The organism is Candidatus Uabimicrobium helgolandensis, assembly GCF_041508025.1.
GTDB lineage: Bacteria > Planctomycetota > Uabimicrobiia > Uabimicrobiales > Uabimicrobiaceae > Uabimicrobium > Uabimicrobium helgolandensis.
The window spans coordinates 6,608,225-6,629,522 of record NZ_CP165719.1 but is presented as its reverse complement, the minus strand read 5'-3'; the positions used below and the strand labels follow the sequence as shown (position 1 = coordinate 6,629,522).

At 35.8% G+C, this 21,298-nt stretch carries 20 protein-coding genes; 18 read left to right on the top strand and 2 right to left on the bottom strand.

What is annotated here, in order from left to right:
* Positions 1-277 precede the first annotated feature (277 nt).
* The 18 genes from UABHE_RS24660 to UABHE_RS24575 all read left to right on the top strand — a co-directional run bounded on the left by UABHE_RS24660 (position 278) and on the right by UABHE_RS24575 (position 17,125).
* Positions 278-817 (top strand): IS200/IS605 family accessory protein TnpB-related protein, encoded by a 540-nt coding sequence (locus UABHE_RS24660; protein WP_372365970.1) that lies wholly within the window; start codon positions 278-280, stop codon positions 815-817.
* Positions 818-1,075: 258 nt separating this feature from the next.
* Complete coding sequence (locus UABHE_RS24655; protein WP_372365969.1) at positions 1,076-3,526, top strand: heavy metal translocating P-type ATPase; 2,451 nt, start codon at positions 1,076-1,078, stop codon at positions 3,524-3,526.
* A complete protein-coding gene (ccoS, locus tag UABHE_RS24650) occupies positions 3,526-3,651 on the top strand; it encodes a cbb3-type cytochrome oxidase assembly protein CcoS (protein WP_372365968.1) in 126 nt (41 codons plus the stop codon). The genes UABHE_RS24655 and ccoS overlap by 1 nt, the downstream gene beginning before the upstream one ends.
* 12 nt (positions 3,652-3,663) lie before the next feature.
* Entirely contained in the window at positions 3,664-5,772 is a 2,109-nt protein-coding gene (ccoN, locus tag UABHE_RS24645; RefSeq protein WP_372365967.1) for a cytochrome-c oxidase, cbb3-type subunit I, read from the top strand.
* Positions 5,769-5,945 carry a hypothetical protein gene (locus tag UABHE_RS24640; RefSeq protein ID WP_372365966.1) on the top strand — a complete coding sequence of 59 codons (177 nt, stop codon included), beginning with the start codon at positions 5,769-5,771 and terminating at the stop codon, positions 5,943-5,945. Before ccoN ends, UABHE_RS24640 begins: the two co-directional genes overlap by 4 nt.
* Positions 5,945-6,571, top strand: coding sequence for a cbb3-type cytochrome c oxidase N-terminal domain-containing protein (locus UABHE_RS24635; RefSeq protein ID WP_372365965.1), 627 nt, complete (start codon positions 5,945-5,947; stop codon positions 6,569-6,571). The genes UABHE_RS24640 and UABHE_RS24635 overlap by 1 nt, the downstream gene beginning before the upstream one ends.
* Positions 6,572-6,844: 273 nt before the next feature.
* Positions 6,845-8,224, top strand: a complete 1,380-nt coding sequence (gene ccoG, locus UABHE_RS24630; protein WP_372365964.1) for a cytochrome c oxidase accessory protein CcoG — start codon at positions 6,845-6,847, stop codon at positions 8,222-8,224.
* 11 nt (positions 8,225-8,235) lie between these two features.
* The gene (locus UABHE_RS24625) at positions 8,236-8,922 is read left to right on the top strand and encodes a sulfite exporter TauE/SafE family protein (protein WP_372365963.1); all 687 of its coding nucleotides are present in this window, start codon (positions 8,236-8,238) and stop codon (positions 8,920-8,922) included.
* Between the two features lie 49 nt (positions 8,923-8,971).
* Positions 8,972-9,409, top strand: a complete 438-nt coding sequence (locus UABHE_RS24620; protein WP_372371675.1) for a DUF4158 domain-containing protein — start codon at positions 8,972-8,974, stop codon at positions 9,407-9,409.
* A gap of 86 nt (positions 9,410-9,495) precedes the next feature.
* Complete coding sequence (locus UABHE_RS24615) at positions 9,496-10,044, top strand: hypothetical protein (protein WP_372365962.1); 549 nt, start codon at positions 9,496-9,498, stop codon at positions 10,042-10,044.
* Between the two features lie 192 nt (positions 10,045-10,236).
* The gene (locus UABHE_RS24610; protein ID WP_372365961.1) at positions 10,237-10,467 is read left to right on the top strand and encodes a chaperone NapD; all 231 of its coding nucleotides are present in this window, start codon (positions 10,237-10,239) and stop codon (positions 10,465-10,467) included.
* Positions 10,468-10,469: 2 nt separating this feature from the next.
* The gene (locus UABHE_RS24605) at positions 10,470-12,776 is read left to right on the top strand and encodes a molybdopterin-dependent oxidoreductase (RefSeq protein ID WP_372365960.1); all 2,307 of its coding nucleotides are present in this window, start codon (positions 10,470-10,472) and stop codon (positions 12,774-12,776) included.
* Between the two features lie 2 nt (positions 12,777-12,778).
* A complete protein-coding gene (locus tag UABHE_RS24600) occupies positions 12,779-13,438 on the top strand; it encodes a nitrate reductase cytochrome c-type subunit (protein WP_372365959.1) in 660 nt (219 codons plus the stop codon).
* The gene (locus UABHE_RS24595; RefSeq protein ID WP_372365958.1) at positions 13,431-14,003 is read left to right on the top strand and encodes a hypothetical protein; all 573 of its coding nucleotides are present in this window, start codon (positions 13,431-13,433) and stop codon (positions 14,001-14,003) included. Before UABHE_RS24600 ends, UABHE_RS24595 begins: the two co-directional genes overlap by 8 nt.
* A complete protein-coding gene (locus UABHE_RS24590) occupies positions 14,000-15,109 on the top strand; it encodes a 4Fe-4S dicluster domain-containing protein (RefSeq protein WP_372365957.1) in 1,110 nt (369 codons plus the stop codon). Before UABHE_RS24595 ends, UABHE_RS24590 begins: the two co-directional genes overlap by 4 nt.
* 3 nt (positions 15,110-15,112) lie before the next feature.
* Positions 15,113-16,345, top strand: a complete 1,233-nt coding sequence (gene dsrP / locus UABHE_RS24585) for a sulfate reduction electron transfer complex DsrMKJOP subunit DsrP (protein WP_372365956.1) — start codon at positions 15,113-15,115, stop codon at positions 16,343-16,345.
* Between the two features lie 236 nt (positions 16,346-16,581).
* Complete coding sequence (locus UABHE_RS24580) at positions 16,582-16,869, top strand: hypothetical protein (protein WP_372365955.1); 288 nt, start codon at positions 16,582-16,584, stop codon at positions 16,867-16,869.
* A 43-nt stretch (positions 16,870-16,912) separates the two neighbouring features.
* Positions 16,913-17,125 (top strand): hypothetical protein, encoded by a 213-nt coding sequence (locus UABHE_RS24575; protein WP_372371673.1) that lies wholly within the window; start codon positions 16,913-16,915, stop codon positions 17,123-17,125.
* Positions 17,126-17,431: 306 nt separating this feature from the next.
* Here UABHE_RS24575 and UABHE_RS24570 read toward each other — a convergent pair whose 3' ends face one another.
* Both UABHE_RS24570 and infB read right to left on the bottom strand, forming a co-directional pair.
* Positions 17,432-18,589, bottom strand: a complete 1,158-nt coding sequence (locus UABHE_RS24570) for a phosphopentomutase (RefSeq protein WP_372365954.1) — start codon at positions 18,587-18,589, stop codon at positions 17,432-17,434.
* 1 nt (position 18,590) lies between these two features.
* Positions 18,591-21,251, bottom strand: coding sequence for a translation initiation factor IF-2 (gene infB, locus UABHE_RS24565; protein WP_372365953.1), 2,661 nt, complete (start codon positions 21,249-21,251; stop codon positions 18,591-18,593).
* Between the last annotated feature and the right edge of the window lie 47 nt (positions 21,252-21,298).

The following is a 21,298-nucleotide window of genomic DNA, read 5'->3' as shown; positions in this document are numbered from 1 at the left end:
GGAAAATACAGGACCTACAATAATCTTTTTTCACTGGTTAGGTACATTACTATAATAATAAATTACTTTAGCACCTATATGTTTTTAAATTTAAAATTTATATGCATGTTTTTTAACCCAAATTATGGTAATTAATGATGTTACATCGTGTTGATAATAGAGCACTTTACGTAATACAACAGAAAAATAGCAAGAGATAGTTGTCAATCTCGGAGCTATCGGTGTTGACTTAAATCATTCTCATATAGCCGTTGCTGAAACAAACAGGCATGGTAACTTGGTCCATCATCAAAAAATACATACTCTCATTCAAGATCGCACTTGTCATCAAGTGACTGCAACTCTTGCTGAAGCTTGCAAACAAATTATTTCACGTGCTGTGAAAGAACAAAAACCTGTTGCTATTGAAAAACTAGATTTCTCAAAAAAGAAAAGTAACTTGATCTCGTCGTCAAATACAAAATATAAAAGAATGATCTCTTCCTTTGCCTATAGCAAATTTGCTGCACTCATCAAAAATCAAGCTATGAAAAATGGTGTCGAAATTATCGAAGTAAATCCAGCCTTCACCAGTGTTATTGGTCGTTATAAATTTGCACATTTTTTTGGAATCAGTACACATCTTGCCGCAAGCCTTGTTATTGCTCGCCGCGCACAAAATTTTTCGGAACGCTTTCCCACCAGAACCGCCCGATGTTTACCTGTGGATAGACATTGTCACGTCTGGAAACCCTGGAAAGCTTTTCTCAAACTCGCCGTCTCTGACAGAGAACGACAAGTTGAGCTTCTTTTTTGCTCTCGGCATCTTCCTTTTTAAACGAATTTGTCCTCTTACTTGTCCTCTAGAGTGCAACTCTCTAGCGGTAATCGATCACAGCACTGTTTGGTGATCGTCTTAGGTCTTTTTAGATTTTTGCGTTTTAATAGGAACGGTAAATAAGATATATGGCGGAAAACGCAATACCTACAGCAAAGAGTTCAAAGCCAAAGTAGCACTGGAAGCCTTAAAAGAGAAAAGTACATTACAAGAGGTTCACGCTTGCGCAAAATTTAATACAAACCTGTGGCATACAAATTGCTTCTTAACCTTAATGTTCTTGGATTTAGATTAAGGAGATGTAAAATTCTAACACCATGCTTTCATTGTGGACTACCTTGTTTAGATGATACTATAAAAGCAGATGAGCACCATTTTTGCTGTCATGGCTGTCTTTTTGTTTTTAATATTTTACAAGGTAGCTCTTTACATAAATACTACGAACTAACAAAATCACCAGGAAAACCCATTGTTAACAAATCGCAAGAAGACTATGCTTACCTTAACAATGTTAAATTTATTAACCATTTCTTAAAGTTTAGTGAAAAAAATACTGCCATTGCACAATTTCATATACCAAATATCCACTGTGCTTCTTGCATATGGCTACTCGAAAACATCTATCAACTCCACAATGCTATCAAAAATGTAGATGTTCATTTCTCTTCACGCGAGGTGCACATAAAGTACGATAGCCAGCAGATGATGTTGAGTGAAATCGTTTTTCTTCTTGGACAATTAGGTTACCCTCCTCGCTTATCTTTAGATAACAAAAAATTACCGATAAAAGATCGCGAAGATATACTTCGTTTAGGTGTCGCTGGGTTTTGCTTCGGGAATGTAATGCTTTTTAGTTTTTCAGAATACTTAGCGAACAAGGAACAAATTCCCAATGAGTTTTTACGTTTTTTTGGTTACCTTAACATTGCTTTAACACTGCCAGTCTTTTTTTATTCGGCGAAAGAGTGGCTGTATTCGTCATGGATTTCCTGTAAAAAACGGACAATGAACCTAGATGTTCCCATTGCTTTAGGACTTTTGGCATTATTCTTAACTAGTCTCTTCGATATATTCACCTACCGCGGTTCTGGTTACTGTGATTCATTGTGTGGTTTTGTATTTTTTTTACTCATAGGTAAATTTTTCCAAAAAAGAACTTTCCAAAATTTGTCTTTTGATCGCGATTATAAATCTTATTTTCCTTTATCAACAGTGCGTATAAAGCATGAGAGAAAAAATGTTGTTTCCGTCCATGAATTGCAAGTAAATGATCAAATTTACATTCGCCATCAAGAATTAATTCCAACTGATGGAAAGTTATTAAGTAGTATTGCTCAAATTGATTATAGTTTTGTTTCTGGAGAATCGGATCTTATTACCAAAACTGAAGGAGAATTTGTTTTTGCTGGAGGGCGAATCGTTGGCAAAGCTGTTGTTGTAAAAGTTAAGAAAGAAGTAGAAAAGAGTTTTTTAACTTCTTTATGGCGAAATGTTCAAAATAAAGAAAAAAGCCAAGTTCGTTCTATCACTAATAAGATTAGTCCTTTTTTTACAATGATTGTTATTGCTATTGCGATAGCCACTTTTATGTACTATTGGTTAATTTTGCGCAATGTTTCTTTGGCTTGGTACACATTTTCATCTGTGCTAATTGTGGCCTGTCCTTGTGCCCTCGCTCTTACTTCTGCTTTTACTCATGGAGCAATGCTTCGCTTATTAGAAAGCCACCGTATTTTTTGCAAAAATGGAGAAGTACTCGAAAAACTTGCAAGAATAAAACATGTTGTTTTCGATAAAACAGGAACTTTGACTAGCCTAAAGCCCAATATTCAATTGCTATTTGGAACAATAAATGACAAGCAACAACAAATATTGGCCAGTATTGTTAGTCAATCTATTCATCCTGTTAGCCGAGCTCTTTCTAAAAAATTTCCAGTATTAACACCTATAAACTTAACACAATTTAGGGAAATTAGTGGAAAAGGAATTCACGCAACATATAACAAACAAGATTTTTATGTTGGTAGTATCAAGTGGATATCAAGTTTTACAAAGGTTTCAGATGACATACTTTTAAATTTACACTTACAAAATGCAGTGGGTTTTACTATTGGGAACAAGCTTTGCTCTATATTTTCTATCAACAGTAGTTTTCGTTGTGGCTGGGAAAATATAGTAAGCTCTGTGGCACATAAACACTCGGTTCATCTAATCTCTGGTGATAGTAATCGCGATTTTAACACTGTAAAGCGAGTTTTTCCTGAAAAGAACATACGTTTTAACCTTAATCCTTTTGATAAAGTTACGTGCATTGAACGTCTACAAACAAATGCAGAGCGCGGAGTAATGATGGTTGGTGATGGTTTGAATGACTCAGGTGCTTTGATAAAAAGCGATGTAGGTATAGCTATAATAGAAAAAAATAGCCATTTCTCACCTGCAAGCGATATTATCCTTGCGGCTGAGAAAATAAGCTTGTTGCCAAAGTTATTCTATGTATCGCGTGCAACCCTATACATTACATATACGAGTTTTGTCATTTCTTGTATTTATAATTCATTAGGCATTGCGCTTGCTGTATCAGGAAAACTAACACCTGTTTTTGTAGCTATTCTCATGCCGGTTAGCTCTATTACAGTGATGCTGTTTACAACATTGAGTGCTCGCTATTTTTGCAAAAATATACTAGGGGGTGATAAGTGGGAGTAATGTTTATTCTGATTAGTGTGAGCATCTTATTAGCAACTTGTTTTTTACTCGCTTTTATCTGGGCAACAAAGAGTGGACAGTTCGACGACTGTGAAACTCCAGCAATAAAAGTGCTAATTGATTGAGAAAGGCTTTTTATGAACGTAGAGACATTTCACTATGATAATAAAATAGTGCGTAATTTTGCATTTGCAACTGTGTTTTGGGGTGTTATTGGTATGCTTTTTGGTGTTATTATTGCATTCCAACTTCCTATTCCAGGACTGAATTTCGGTGAGTATTTTTCTTTTGGGAGATTACGCCCTATCCACACAAACGCTGTAATATTTGCGTTCGTTGGTAATGCAATTTTCATGGGTGTGTATTACTCACTACAACGCTTGTGTAAGACGCGTATGTTTAGTGATACCCTGAGTAAAGTACATTTTTGGGGATGGCAACTTATTATCGTTGCCGCAGCAATTACTTTACTATTTGGTTATACTACAAGTAAAGAATATGCAGAACTAGAGTGGCCTTTAGATATCGCAATTACCGTGATTTGGGTTGTTTTTGGAATTAATATGTTTGGAACGATTAGTGTTCGACGCCAACGACATATGTATGTGGCTATCTGGTTTTATATTGCTACGTTTATAGCGGTGGCTGTACTACATATTTTTAATTCTTTAGCTCTCCCCGTTTCTTTTTTGAAAAGCTACCCTATCTACGCGGGCGTACAAGATGCTCTTGTACAGTGGTGGTATGGACATAACGCTGTTGCGTTTTTTCTAACAACACCTTATCTGGGTTTAATGTATTACTACTTACCCAAAATAGCTAATCGTCCTGTCTATTCATACAGATTATCCATTATCCACTTTTGGTCTTTAGTTTTTATTTATATTTGGGCCGGACCACACCACTTATTATATTCTGCTGTTGATCCTTGGGCACAAACATTAGGGATTGTGTTTTCTATTATGCTCATTGCCCCATCTTGGGGTGGCATGTTAAATGGTTTACTTACTTTACGTGGGGCTTGGGATACTGTAGCTAAAAATGTTGAACTTAAGTTTATGGTTGTAGCTGTTACTTGTTATGGAATGGTTACACTTGAAGGCCCATTAATGTCTTTTAAAAGTGTAAATAGTTTAGCGCATTTTACCGACTGGATTATTGGGCATGTTCACAATGGAACTCTTGGCTGGAATGGTTTTTTAACTTTTGGAATTGTTTACTGGCTCATACCACGAATTTATAATACCAAGTTATACTCGCCAAAGTTAGCGAACGCGCATTTTTGGATAGGAAGCTTAGGGATTATTTTTTATCTTATTTCTATGTACTTTGCAGGTATTACTCAAGGACTTATGTGGAAAGAACTTGATGTTGATGGTGGGCTTATGCACACCAATTTTGTGAGCACTGTAAAGGCTATTATTCCAATGTACTACCTTCGAGGAATAGGTGGCCTACTATATATTTTTGGTGTGTTTTTAATGGTCTATAATTTGTTTAAAACTGTAAAACAAGGTACGCTCATAGCAGATGAAGAGGCAAAAGCACCAGCTCTCGAAAAACCGAAAGCTAAAGTTGAATCTAAGCATCGTTTTCTAGAAGGTCATTTAGGTTTTTTCTTTATACTTACAACATTAGCTATTATTGCAGGTGGCCTCATAGAACTTGTTCCTGGAGCAATCAACGAATTCGTCAAACCGACAACACCTCTCGTGGAGAAATACACACCGTTAGAACTAGAAGGACGCGATATATATATCCGCGAAGGTTGTAATAATTGTCATTCTCAAATGGTCAGACCTTTTCGCGATGAAACTTTGCGTTTTGGAGCTCATTCTGAAGCAGGAGACTATGTCTATGATCGACCATTTTTATGGGGATCAAAAAGAACTGGTCCTGATTTGCATCGTATTGGATTGAGACCTCGCAATGAAGTTTGGCACTATGGACATATGATTAATCCACAAAAATGGTCTCCGGGTTCTATCATGCCAAAATATACTTGGCTAGCAACAAAAAAAATAGATTTGTCGATGATATCCAAAAAAATAGAAGTGATGCGTAGTCTAGGAGTTCCGTATACTTACGACGATGTAAGAAATGCAGAACAAAATTTACTAAGACAAGCACAAAAGATTTCAAATATCTTAAAACAAGGAAATATTAATTGTGCTCCTGACCGCGAAATGATAGCGCTAATTGCATATTTGAAGAAATTAGGAAAAAGAGTAAGGATTAAAAAATGATAAGAGAATACATGTCGCAAATAGATATTGCTGTACTTCTTTCATACAGCGTATTAGTTGCTTTCTTAGTATTGTTTGTCATTATTACTTGGCAAGCATTGAGAATGGATAAAGCCAAAGTGGAAGAGCTGGAACAAATGCCTTTAGACTTGTCAACGGAGGGTAGATTGTAATGGTAAATATTCTTAATGATGAAAAAGATATCCTTTTAGATCACGAATATGATGGTATCCATGAATTAGATAACTATCTTCCTTCATGGTGGAAAATGTTATTTTTTATCACTATTGTTTTTTCTGTTGTGTATTTCGTTGGCTATGAAGTTCTTGGGATATTCGACCAACCGCAACAGGAATATGAAAAAGAACTAGCACTCTACCCTGATGACTACGATGAGGAAGAAGAAAGCGAAATAGATGAAAATGATATTGCAAAATTTTTAGCTGCAAAGCAAAACAAAAAGAGTGATAAAAAAGAAGTAATTGTTGCTTTTACAGATGTAAAAAATTTAGCAAAAGGTAAAAGAATATTTCGCAACAACTGTGTCATTTGCCATGGTAAAAATGCCGAAGGCATGCTTGGGCAAGGGCCTAATTTAACAGACAATTTTTGGGTTCATGGCGAAGGAAAAATAGAAGATATTATTAACACTGTTAAGATCGGAGTTATTGAAAAAGGTATGCAGCCTTGGGCAGCCGCTTTAGGAAATACAAAGATCTTACAAGTTGTGAGTTACATAATGTCTCTTAATGGCTCAAATCCTCCAAATGCAAAAGCGCCAGAAGGAAAAGAATATTAAAATCGCACTTAGTAGAAATTTCTGCCAAACACTATTTGGTAGAAATTTCTACAGATAGAATGAAATGTCAAACAATAATGTGTGCTGTTCATCTTACAATTCGTTTAAAATCGGAGTACCTTGAATGCACAGTGCACATTAAGCAATCACTAGAGATAATCATCAAGCTACTGAGTAAAACTATAGTATTTTTATTCTTTTAGGAAAACACTATAGTGAAAAAATCACCTACCAAAGAGATTGTTGATTTCTCAAAATTGTAAGGAAATTTAGATGAATGCTGCTGATAATTTCAAAGATCGAATTGCAACAGTAAATCAAGATGGTGAGAGAATATGGATTTACCCTAAACGGGTAAACGGGCCGTATTACAAATGGCGTAAAATAATTAGTTATATACAATTAATAGTGCTCATTGGTCTACCTTTTGTAAAATACAATGGTAGACCAGTTGTAATGCTTAATATTATAGAGCGTAAATTTATCTTTTTTGGCAATGTATTTTGGTCAGAAGATTTATATTTATTTGGTTTACTTTTTATTACCACTGTGATTTTTATTACATGGTTCACTGCAACATTTGGCCGAATTTTTTGTGGATGGTTATGTCCTCAAACAGTATTTCTAGAGATGGTTTTTAGACGAATAGAACGTTTTTTAGAAGGAGATGCTTCTAAGCAAAAAAAGTTCAATAAACAGAAAGCATCTATGCAAAAAACGTTACGAAAAATTTTTAAGCATATATTATTCTACGCAATATCTTTTTTCATCGCTAATATCTTTTTATCTTACATTATTGGTATTGATGAGTTATGGAAAATTATTACGGCTCCTCCTAGTGAGCATCTAGTTGGATTTTTTACTATTTGTGCTTTTTCGTTTATCTTTTATGGTGTTTTTAGTTGGTTTCGCGAGCAAGCATGTATTATGGTTTGTCCATATGGACGTTTACAGTCAGTGATGCAAGATGCAAATACTGTGACTATTTCCTACGATTTTAAACGAGGAGAACCACGTGGTCACAAGCTTAAAAAAAATATTAGCAATCAAGGTGATTGCATAGATTGCAAAAAATGTGTAGCGGTATGTCCAACAGGGATAGATATTCGCAATGGATTACAAATGGAATGTGTTAATTGTACTTTTTGTATTGATGCGTGCGACGATGTAATGGAAAAAATAAATAAGCCAAAGGGACTTATTCGTTACGCTTCACACAATATGATAGAAAAACAACATCCATTTAAAATATCAATGCGCACAATCTTTTATGGATTTATATTTCTTGCTCTTTTTAGTGTTGATGCTTTTCTTATTTACAACAGACCTCAAGTGAACGCAATTATAAACCGTATGCCTGGATCACTGTGCACAAAAATAGGCGAGAACTCTTACATGAATGTCTATCGTAGTACTTTATTCAACAAAACTCTTGATCCACACACTTACAATTTTAAACTTTTAGATATAAAAGGTGAAGTTCGTTTAGGAGATGAAAATATAAACGTAGTAGGCGAAAGCCTAGAGAAGTTCACCATGATAATTGTATTACCAAAAGAAAGTATTGATAGCGAACAGACCTATTTCGATATTGGTATTTTTGAAAAGGATAAACTCATTCAGAAAATAGAAATCGGGTTTAAAGGACCCTAGGAGTAGTAAAAATGGAAATACTATCGGGCTTCATTGTTGGATTGTTTGGTAGTTTACATTGCATTGGAATGTGTGGTCCTTTAGCGCTTGCTTTGCCAATACCAACATCTCAAAAATCACGTATTTTTGCACAAAGTTTTTATCATTTAGGACGAATTTCTTCATACGCTGTTTTAGGTGTTGTAATTGGATGCCTTGGAATATCAGTACGCGGATCTGGTTTTCAGGAATGGCTATCGATAGCAACTGGTGTTTTGTTAATTGTAATATTTTGTTTTTCGAGTGTAAAAAATAAATTAACCCTAGCTCTTGCAAAACCATTTTTGTGGCTGACTAAATATTTTCCAATGAAAAAGCTCATAGAAAAAAGTCGAGAGAACTCGGTGTTATTGTATGTGTTTGGTTTATTAAATGGCCTACTACCCTGTGGTTTTGTATATATTGCTCTTGCAGCAGCTTTAAATACTTCATCTATTTTTGACGCTGTAGTCTTTATGATATTTTTTGGATTAGGAACAGTACCTCTTTTAGCAAGTCTTATACACGGCAAAAAATGTTTTTCGTCTAAGATAAATATATTGATTCCTGTTGTTACTTTATTTCTAGCAATTATTCTTATTATGCGTGGAAGTGGTTTAGGAATTCCGTATATAAGTCCTAATTTAGAAGCGCTTGGCAGTTGTTGCCACTCAGAATAATGGATTATTCTAAGTTAAAAAAGGCGCGAAGAGAGCCTTTTTAAGTTCCATAACAGCTCCAAGAGCTCCAAGATACCAAATTACGGAAAAATATGGCTATTTTATCTTCATCAAAGATGTCCCTGAATCAATAATTCTACATATATCTGATCACTTTGAATTGGAAATACCTAAAAACTTAACCTGCTACGATAACACTGGTTCTAGGCCTCGCTATATGTCATTGATTCGTAATTTTTTGAACATTCATGCGTATAACGAAGAAACCAAGAATATAATATTCTTAACGATGAAAAACGCTGCAAAAACAAAGGATGAAATATCTGACATAATCAATGTAGCTGTAGAGGAACTAGTAAAACAAAAGCATGAATTACCTGCTTTCAGCACGTTACTACGAACAACTAATAGTACTCGTTCGATTGTAAACAAAGAATATTACACAGTAATATCTTCATCCATAGGCTCGGAAGACAAAGAAAAATAAATCAAATATTAAAAGTGCCGAAAGAGTCAACGAAAACTTTGTGGAACATGATCAGGAAAGGAGCTGAGAAACCGAATGTAAACCACATGAAAGATTGGCTTGTTCGGCTAAGATGGTTCAAAAAACAAAGTATATTCAGCCAAGTTGTAAAAGAATTACCTGCTACAAAAATAAAAAAGTTTGCGACGGAAGCTAAAGCATATGACGCTTCTATGATGAAGGATATTGAGCCTTCTAAGAGATATACACTGGCTATTGTATTAGTTGATAAACAAATGGCTAAAGTACTTGACGACTTAACATTGATGTTTATCAAGTTAGTAAAAAAAGTACATATCTCCGCTAAAAAAGCACTTGATGATTATCATTTTCAACATAGAGAACGCACAGATAAATTAATCTCTATGTTTCGGGATGTATTGTCTGCATATAAATCGGAAAAATTAAAAGAAAGACCCTACGTTGATGTTGATAAAATTATTTATGAAAATATAGATGTTGTCATGTCACAATGTGATGAGCATATATCATATTCAGGAAATAATTATTTTGGATTCTTACCTAAATTTTACAAAGGAAAACGATCAGTTTTTTTTAAGTTTTTAGAAAATGTAAAGCTGATATCTTTTGCGTAATAAAAATAGCAAAAAAGAATTTCTAAAAGTAAGTGATATAGAGCTGTCATCTTGCATTTAACATTCCTATTGCACTAGGTCTATATACATGTATTCCTTCATAAAACATGCATTTCAAATACATGTTTTGTTTTGGCAAAAGGTTTTTCGTGAATAAAATACTTTAGGAATTTATGTTAGAGAGGGGAAAACATGCCTATTTGTAGTTATATAGTCTATCCACGGTCAGGGAAAAAAAACATTGCTGAAAATCAATTATCAAAATTGCAACATTGTGAGGTAGTTGCCGCGCAAAATAGAGAGTTACTTATTTTAACTACCGAAACATTCAATAAGAAGCAAGAGAAAGAGTTGCAGGAAAAGTTGTGCAACTTAGAATGTGTAGAAAATTTTGCTCTTAGTTTTGCGCATTGGGGAGAATGAATATGAACCGTCGTGATTTTTTAAAAAAAATGGCGTTTACATCTGCGGCTGTAGCGGCAGTTTCGCTATTTCCAGGAGTTTTATTTGCCGATGAACAACATGATCAAGATAATGAACTTACTTGGAAAAAATCTCCTTGTCGATTTTGCGGTGTGGGATGTGGCTTGCTTATTGGCACATTACAGGGAAAAGCAGTAGCTGTTAAGGGGGATCCTGAATCTCCTGTAAATAAAGGATTGTGTTGCGTAAAAGGTTATCATTCTGTGCAAGCTTTGTACGGTGAAGATCGATTACAAAAAGCTATGGTTCGTAAAAATGGTACGCTTGTGGAGGTACCAATAGATGAGGCTTTGGATCTGGTTGCTACAAAACTAGGGGAAACAATTGCAAAGAGTGGCAAAAATTCCGTTTCCATTTATGGCTCAGGGCAGTGGGCGATTCCCGATGGATATGTTGCTAGTAAACTTTTCAAGGGCTGTATCGGTACAAACAACGTAGAGGCTAACGCGCGTTTATGTATGTCAAGTGCTGTAACTGGTTTTATATCTACATTTGGTTTAGATGAACCGATGGGGTGCTATGAAGATATTGATCATGCAGATACATTCGTTTTGTGGGGAAATAATATGGCAGAGATGCACCCTGTTTTATTTTCTCGTATTTTAGATAGGCGTCAAAAAAACCCTGACGTAAAGATTATAGACTTAGCCACAAGAATGACAAGAACAAGTAGTATGGCAAATCATACGTTCTTGTTTTATCCAAATACCGATATTGCAATAGCAAACGCCATTTGCTACGAAATTATTCGCACCAATAGTTTTGATAAAAATTTTATTGAAGATCATATCGCTTTTAAAAAAGGTAAAGTAAATATTGGTTATGGACTCGAAGATCATTTTTCATTTTCTGATGAAGCGAAAGCGGTAAATTTTAACGACTATAAAAAGTTCTTAGAAGATTATACACCAGAAAAAGTAGAGAAAATCACAGGTGTTAAAGCTGCTGATATTCGTTACCTTGCATCCTTGTATAGTGGTAAAAAAAGAAATGTTGTTTCTTTTTGGTGTATGGGAGTAAATCAGCATACTAGAGGCACATGGATGAATAACGTGATCTATAATATTCACTTACTTGTGGGGAAAATTTCTCAACCAGGTAATGGGCCTTTTTCGTTGACAGGTCAACCAAGTGCTTGCGGAACAGTTCGCGAAGTAGGAACTCTTACTCACAAATTACCACATGGAGTCGTAACCAATAAGAAAGATCGTAAGCTAGCAGCAAAAATTTGGCAAGTTCCTGTTGAAAACATACCTGACAAACCAACCTACCATACTGTAGAGATGTTCCGCGCTTTAGATCGCGGAGATATTAAATTTATGTGGATCCAAGTAACAAATCCTATGGTGACAATGCCAAATCTCAAACGTTATCGCGATGCAGCCAAAAAAGAAGATCGTTTTATTGTTGTTTCCGATGTTTACCCTACTCCAACAACAGATATTGCCGATGTTATTCTTCCTTCAGCAATGTGGATTGAAAGAGAGGGAATGTTTGGTAACTCCGAAAGAAGAACTCAACACTGGGACCAATTATTATCTCCTCCAGGAGAAGCAATAAGCGATGGTTGGCAAATCATTGAAGTTGCCCAAAGATTAGGTTACAAACAACAGTTCTACTACAAAAAAGAAAAATACATAGAACAAATTTGGAAAGAATATACACAGTTTCACGATGATCCAAAACATAGAATGGCCTCGTATGAACAACTGAAAAAATTTCCTGGTGTTATGTGGCCATATGTCGAAGGAAAAGAAACGACTTGGCGCTACAATAGCAAGTACGACCCTGCCGCTTCTCCACAAAAAAAGTTTGATTTCTATGGCAAACCAGATCATCGTGCCTGGATATGGTTGCGACCATACGAGTCACCCCCAGAAAGCCCTAATAACGAATACCCATTGTGGCTGTGTACCGGAAGAGTTATTGAACACTGGCATTCCGGTTCTATGACAAGACGAATTCCTGTTTTACACAGAGCTGTTCCCGAAGCATATATGGAAATGCATCCACAGGATGCAAAATCTCGTGGAATACGTAATGGCGAAACTGTGCAAGTAAAATCTCGCCGCGGTTCTATAAAAATAAAAGTAGTACTTAATGGTCGCGGTGCGCCAGTAGAAGGCCAAGTTTTTGTACCGTTTTTCGATGAAAATTTATTGATAAATGAGTTAACCATTGATGCTTTTTGCCCTATATCAAAACAGCCAGACTATAAAAAGTGCGCTGTGCAAGTAGAACGAGTCTAGATATGCGTATAATATTATACTTCTCTTTTTTAATTGCAACGGCGTTCTTTTTTATAACTGCTATAGATGTTAGCCCGCAAAGAAAACCAAAGATTGCAAATAGAAACATGAGCGTTCCTGTACTAGTAACTCCTTCTCATACAAAAGATAATTACTCTATGCCATCTAAATATTGGCAGGCAAGAAAATATGCTAAGGCAAAAGAAAGAACTCTAAAAGAATTTTATGCGCGAAGAGCATACCCTGGTGCACCGCCTGTTATTCCACATAAAATAGAAAAAAATTCAACAGAAATGTGCCTAACATGTCATGAGAAAGGAGGATATACTCCTCAATATAACGCCTATGCTCCACCTACACCACATAGTGATTTTATTTCCTGTTGGCAATGCCATGTACCACAACAAGAAATGCACACAAATAATTTATGGCAACAACTATATCTTCCAAAACTACAGCAAAAAGCACAACTGACAGGTCCGCTCGTTATTCCTCACAGTTTACACATGCGTACAAAATGTATTGTGTGCCACGCTGGACCAGCAGCAATCAAAGAAATACGCACAAGTCATCCCGAAAGAGTTCATTGTTTGCAATGCCACGTAACACAAAAAAAAGATGATCGTTTTCGACGAAAAAACTACGAGGGAAAAAATGAATAAACTATTTATTGTTATTAGCATTTTACTACTCTGTGCCTGCGAAGATAAGACAAATAAATCAGTAACAAAATACTCTATTTCGCAACAACATAATGATCTTTTGTTACAAAAGCACGATGCTATATTGATCAAAGATAGTGATAAGATCTATATATCGCTAAAAAAACATAGTAAAAAATCCTGTGAAGTTTGCCATCGAAATAATCTATCAGAAGCAGAAAATATTTTACAAGATAACATACAACAGGCGCATTTTGATATCGAGCTAAACCACGCTGAAAAAATGACCTGTGACAACTGCCATATAAAACATGCTCCTCAAACTCTATACTCCTTTGAAAAAACAGAGATAACGCATTCATATCAACTTTGTGGAAAATGCCACTTCAAGGAGCTAAAAGATTGGCGTGGAGGAGCACACGGTAAAAGGCTGACAGGATGGCAAAAAGTCCGCGTTATTGAAAGCTGTATTGGATGCCATAATCCCCACAAACCAAAATGGGATAAACGCTACCCTCTAATGCGTCCTGATATTATTCCTCATCGATTAGGAAGCCAAAAATGACTAACTCAAAAATTAGTTTCAAAAAATTTATGGATATGTGTTTCAAAACAAGTGAACCTCTAGAGAAACAACAAAGCCAATGTGGATGCGAAACTAATGATAAATTTGCCAAAGTAAATAGTTTTGCATCTGAAAGTAACCAAGCGTGTTCAAGTAAACAGTGTGGATGTTCCTCAACAAATAGTTTAATGTCCAAAAAAGTAAACCGTCGTCAAGCGTTAAGTGCGCTGTTAGGAGCTGTAGCTGTCAGTTGTTCTACCGCCGCTAGCTCAACAAGTATCTCTCAAGAAAAAGATAAGAAAGAGCACAAAAAACTTGAGTGGGAAGAGTATTTCAAAGGTAATTATCGCTTGATGAATGGCTCAGAACGCAAGAAAACTATTGAACGTCTAGAACGCATTTCTGAATTAAAAAAACACAACGCTACAATTAGCGGACAATTACCGCAAAAAAATGTTTTATACGGTTATGCATTTAACATTTCCAAATGCCGTGGATACCAAGATTGTATTCGCGCATGTGTAAAAGAAAATAACTTAGATCGTAAAGAAAATATGCAATACATACGTATTTTTGAAATGGAAAATGGTAATTTAAACCTTGAAGATGGCAAGGCTGATTACTTTCATGAGGTTCCAAAAGACGGGCATTTCTATTTAGGAACGCAATGTTTTCAATGTGATAACCCTCCGTGCGTAGCGGTGTGCCCCGTAGGTGCTACCTGGAAAGAAGAAGATGGTATTGTTGTAATTGATTATGATTGGTGTATCGGTTGTCGTTATTGCCAAGCAGCTTGTCCATATTGGGCAAGACGTTTTAACTGGCAAGAACCAGAAATTCCATCCGAGCAGTTCAATACAGATCAACACTATTTAAGTAATCGTCCGCGTCCAAAAGGTGTGATGGAGAAATGTACGTACTGTTTACAAAGAACGCGTAAAGGTCTACTACCTGCATGTGCAGAAGCTTGTCCTACAGGTGCAAGAATTTTTGGTAATCTCTTAGATCCCAATAGTGAAATTCGCTACGTGTTAGAAAATAAACAAGTTTTTCGTCTAAAGGAAGAACTAGGAACAGAACCTAAATTTTGGTATTTTATGGATTAAAAAATGACACTACTTTCTTTTATAAAAGCAGCAATAAAAACATCTTTTCGCGGTGATAAAAAATACATTTTTTGGATGAGCACCCTATTTTTTTTTATGTTTATTGGTTTTTATTGTTGGACAATACAATTACGTGAAGGTCTTCAAGTAACTGGTATGAGTGATCATGTCAGCTGGGGACTGTACATAAGTAACTTTACTTTTTTCGTAGGTACAGCTGCCGCAGCTGTAATGCTCGTAATTCCTGCATATGTACTCCACGATGTTAGTTTTGAAAAAACAGTACTGATGGGAGAGGGGATTGCCGTGGCTTCTCTTTTGATGTGTCTTGCATTTGTTACCGTAGATTTAGGAAGTCCACAAAACATTTGGCATATGATTCCGTTTATTGGGTATTTCAACTTTCCCGAATCAATGCTAGCCTGGGATGTTGTTGTTTTGAATGGGTATTTGATGCTCAACATATGTATACCTTTCTACATACTATTTTGCCATTACCAAAATAAAAAGCCTATAACAAAACTGTACCTGCCTTTTGTTTACTTATCGGTATTTTGGGCTGTTGGAATACACATGGTAACCGCTTTTCTATATGCAGGGATACCTGCTCGTCCGTACTGGAATTCTTCCCTTTTAGGCCCTCGTTTTCTAGCCTCAGCATTTGCTGCTGGTCCTGCTTTGATTATTTTGGCTTTAGATGCAATACAGCGAGCCACACAGTATGAAATTAAAAGTAGCTCATTAGATAAGCTAGCGATGATTGCGACAGTAGCTGCCCAAGCAAATTTAGTCATGCTTGTTTCGGAGTTATTCAAAGAATTCTACTGGCCTACAGAGCACAGCCATAGCGCTAAATATTTGTTTTTTGGCTATAAAGGATATAACGCATTATGTTTGTTGGTGTGGACAAGTATTTCTTTGAATGTTATTGCAACCACAAGTTTAACTATTCATAAGCTAAGAAAGAATAAACTAATACGTCGAATGTCTTGCCTGGTTTTGTTTTTAGCTATTTGGACAGAAAAAGGCATGGGACTTGTCGTACCGGGCTTTATCCCTTCTCCATTAGGAGAAATGGTAGAGTACTTTCCCTCAAAAATAGAAATATTCGTCACTTTGGGCATCTTAGCCTTGGGACTTTTTGTTTTTACTCTACTCGCAAAAGTCGCTATCAATATAGAAACTGGCAAAATGAGACTTATTGAAACCGAAAAAACCGGGAACATAAAAAACTAAGGACAGACCTATAAAAGTAATTATCATAGCATAAATTTTATTCTGAATAGTACGGCGCATGATCCGAGCTATAATGAAAGATATGGCAACAAGTTTTCATTGCAAGCAAGGAAGATATTCAAAATGCAATTTAAAATACAGTTAATAGCTTTTGCAGAAAACGGAGAAAAGATTTCGGCAAAAGAAATAGCACTCTAAAAAAAGGTTACAAAAATATAGAACAACTAGGGCTATGTATGAAAGAGTCCAAAGAGATCCTTAAAAGCCTGCGAGAAAATATTGTTCAAAACCAAGTGAATGCATATGTAGAAGATAATAATTGCTGCCAAATTTGTAATATTTCTTTGAAGAAAAAAGGACATAACGAAATAAAGTTTAGAACATTGTTTGGTAAATTATCAATAGAAAGCCCACGTTTTAGGAATTGCAAATGCATAGAACAAAGAACAGTTTCTTTTAGTTCATTACCGAATCTCATCAATGAGCGAGTTTCACCAGAATTACAGTTCATGGAAAGTAAGTGAGCATCGCTTATCTCTTATGGAATGACAGTCAAAATATTGAAAGATTTTTTACTCAGCAATATGCGCTTCGACCCAAAACGTTGAAGTACATCATATTCGCAAACTTGCAGATTTAAAAGATAAGAATGATCAAATGCGAAAATCAAAAGCGGCTCAAATAATGGCAAAGCGTAGACGCAAAACCCTTATAGTTTGCCAAAAATGCCACAATGACATTCACTATGGAGGATACGATGGCAATAAGATTAAGAAATAATAAGGTTACTGGAGAGTATCGTGAGAAGGAAACTCTCAGGCGATATTCGGAGGGGGTCGTTGGAAAAGTACTCTTTTGAGTAACTCGTTGGCGGTCTACCCTACGCATGCTGCGTTTGACGAGGCGGTTACTGGAAACATATTCATGATGGAAATGAGAACCGTTCCTATAATCGAAAGAGTGGTAAAGGAAACCCTCTACCTAAAACCAACGCGCCTGTTTTCGACCCGACGCCTAATTTACTGGATCATTATTTGACCACCTATTAAAACAGTGGTCAAATAACGTTTAGATAATATCGAAGAGTTATTGGATTGAAGATAAAAAACTAGTGCCGTGTTTGATTTTATTTAAAGAAAAATTTTCATCTATAGTTTTAGCTATATCAGCAAATGTACTTCTAACACCTAAAGAAATTGATTGAGACATTTGTTTTTGAAACACCAACAATGGAACATACTCTCTAGAATGATCAGTAGTAGCAGTTGTCGGGTCATTACCATGATCTGCAGTTATGATGAGTAGATCTTTATCTGTCATTGCTGAAATAAGCTCTGGTACTTGATTATCAAATGTTTCTAATGCTTCAGCAAAACCTTGTGGATTATTGCGATGTCCATATAACATGTCAAAATCAATTAAATTGACAAACACTAAACCGCGAAACTTATCTTGCATACACTTAAACAAGCTTTCCATACAAGCAGCATTTCCCTTTTCAGGGAAACTGTTTGTTACGCCTCTTGCAGCAAAGATATCAGATATTTTTCCTATGCCTATAGCGGAAAGATTATTATCTTTCAGAGCATCAAGAATTGTAATCCCTAGAGGTTCTACGGAGAAATCTTTGCGACGAGAAGTTCTTGTATAGTTACCACTTTTTCCTGTGAATGGTCTTGCTATAACACGGCCAACACAATGTTCATCAACAAGAATTTCGCGCGCAATTTTACACATTTCATAGAGTTCTGTAGGTGGAATAACATCTTCGTGCGCTGCTATCTGAAAAACCGAATCTGCGGATGTGTAGATAATCGGTTTTCCAGTGTGAACATGCTCATCGCCTAGTTCTTCAATAATCGCAGTTCCTGATGCTGGGTAATTACCAAGTACACCTCTTGCTATTTTTTTACAAAATAACTCAACAATACTTTGCGGGAAACCCTGGGGATAAGTAGGAAATGCTTGATCCAAAACTACACCACTTATTTCCCAGTGCCCTGTCGTTGTATCTTTTCCTTGAGAGCGTTCCTGCATAGTTCCCCAAGCGCCTATTTCAGCTTTATTCTCTGTAGGAATAATATTACTCATACCTAAACGACTCATGTTTGGTACTTTTAATCCTACATGTTGATGAACGTGCAGTAGAGTATTGCTATTTTCATCTCCGTACTGATCAGCATCTGGAGATGCTCCAGCACCAACACCGTCTAAAATAATCAAAAATATGCGATCAAAAGTCATCTTAATCTAGCTTTCTCTTAATTTCAATCATTTCAAAAGCTTCTAACTCATCACCTTCTTTAAAATCATCAAAACCATGGAGTCGAATTCCGCATTCAAATCCTTGTTTGACTTTTGCAACGTCTTCTTTGTGATGTTTTAAAGATAATAAATCAAGTGCTTTTTCTTTATTAAGAACAATTCCATTGCGACTAACGCGAATTTTTGCATGACGGCCTACTGTACCATCGGTGACATAGCACCCAGCAATGTTACCTAACCTAGAAATACGAATTACTTTGCGCACAGTAATGTGTCCAGTGATTTTTTCTTGGATTTCAGGGTCTAACATACCGGTCATGATATCTTTAATGCTGTCAAGCAAGTGATATATAATACTATAGCGATGGACATCAACACCTTTTTCGTCAGCTAAATCTCTTGCTGCTTTTGAAGGTATTACGTTAAATCCTATTACTAGAGCCTGACTCACTTCTGCTAGTTGTATGTCTGTTTCATTGATTCCACCAGCAGCAGCATGAAGAATCCTAACTTTTACTTCTTCGTGAGAAATTTCTGCTAACTTATGGGTAAGAGCTTCTAGTGAACCTTGAACATCTGCTTTGAGAATAATATTTAATTCTTTAGCTTCGCCTTCCTGAATTTGCTTCATAAGTTCGTGAATACTCAGTTTTTTAGAACCTTGTTCTAGATGTTTATCGTGAGTATCTTTTTTGCGATCTTCAGCAATGCTTTTTGCTTGCGAAAGATTCTTTACTACATAGAACTTATCACCTGCTTCAGGTAAGTCTGATAAACCAGATATTTCTATTGGTGTAGAAGGTCCAGCTTCTTTGATAATTTGCCCTTTGTGGTCGATAATATCACGTACGCGACCATAAGCCCCACCACATAGTACAAAATCTCCGCGTTTTAAAGTTCCATTTTGAACAAGTAAAGTTGCCACAGAACCTTTTCCATCTTTTACTTTGCCTTCAAGTACAGCTCCACTTGCTTTACGTTGCGGATTTGCTTGTAAAATTTGCATTTCTGCAACAAGAACCAAATACTCAAGAAGTTCATCTATACCTTCACCTGAAATGGCAGAAACTTTTACAAAAACAGTGTCTCCACCCCATTCATCTGGGATTAGGTTGTACTTAGTGAGTTGCTGCATAGTTGCTTCAGGTTTTGCACCTTCTTTATCTATCTTGTTCATTGCTACTATAATAGGAACTTTAGCAGCTTTCGCGTGGTTAATCGCTTCTACTGTTTGTGGCATAACTCCATCGTCGGCAGCAACAACAAGTACTACGATATCTGTCAGATTAGCTCCACGAGCTCGCATAGAAGTAAAAGCTTCGTGCCCTGGAGTATCAAGAAATACAATTGGATTTCCTTTGTAAGCTATCTTGTATGCTCCAATGTGCTGAGTAATACCGCCTGCTTCACCTTCTGTAACTTTTGCATCGCGAATTTTATCTAGAAGAGATGTTTTACCGTGGTCAACATGACCAAGAAAAGTGACCACTGGACCTCTAACTTCTAAATCACTTTCACTATCTTCTATTTCTTCCAATTCTTCGATCACAGTCTGCTCTAAATTCTTACTGTGTTTAATTTTAATTTTTTTATCAAACTCTAAAGCAATTGCCTCAATAACATCAGCATCAAGAGACTGGTTAATAGTCGCAGCCAGTTCATAGTTGGTAAAAAGAGTTTTTATAATATCATTACTTCTTATTCCCAAAGTTTGCGATAGATCTTTTATTGTTATAGGTGCAATGACTTCATGTTCTTTGTTTTTATCAATAACAGCTGTTGGATGTTCTCTGTTTTTATCCTTATATCTCTTTTTTCTATGATTTCTTTGTCTATAAGAATATTGATTACCATACTTGTTTCTGTGGTTTCTGTTATTTGTATTTGTTCTAGAATTGTTGTTACCTGTATTTGATCTAGAATTATTGTTACCTGTTCTAGAGCTGTTACTGGTATTTGTTCTAGAGTTACTACTTGTGTTTGTTCTAGTGTTATTTGTTCTAGGACTATTATTACCTGTTTTAGAGCTATTGTTACTTGTGTTTGTTCTAGAGCTATTATTGCCTGTTTTAGAATTATTGTTACTTGTGTTTGTTCTATAATTGTTACCTGTTTTTGAATTATTATAGGCTGTGTGTGTTTTAGAACTATTACTCACACTAGATCTAGAGTTGTTTGCGCCTGATTTTGAATTGTTCATAGGCTTTGAGTGCGTTGGTTTTGCATTAGATTTATTTTGCTCTTCACTTTTATTTTGAGAAAACGTTCTGGATTCTTTTGTATCCGGTTTTGTATGGCGATTTTTGTGTTTGTTCTCATTTGTTCTTGTAGATGTATTTTCTTGTCTATTTCCACTAGGTCTGGATTGTTTTCTGTTTGACGATGAATCTTGCTTTTGTTTTGCTTTCTCAAAATTCTCATTCTTTTTTATATTGTTTTTTGGAATATTTCTTTTTTTAGAATCTTGTTTATCTTTTTCTTTTTTGGGAGCTTGTGCAAGTCCACGTAAAATTTTTTCTTCATCTTTACTAATGCTTGCCAAATGATTTTTTAATACGATTTTTTTTGTTTGCGCTAGTGCCATCAAATCTTTACTTGTAAGATTTAAGTCTTTAGCGAGTTCCCACACTCGAGTTTTCATTCTACCTCCTGAGTTTAAACATTCATAATATGGTCCCCTAAATAAAT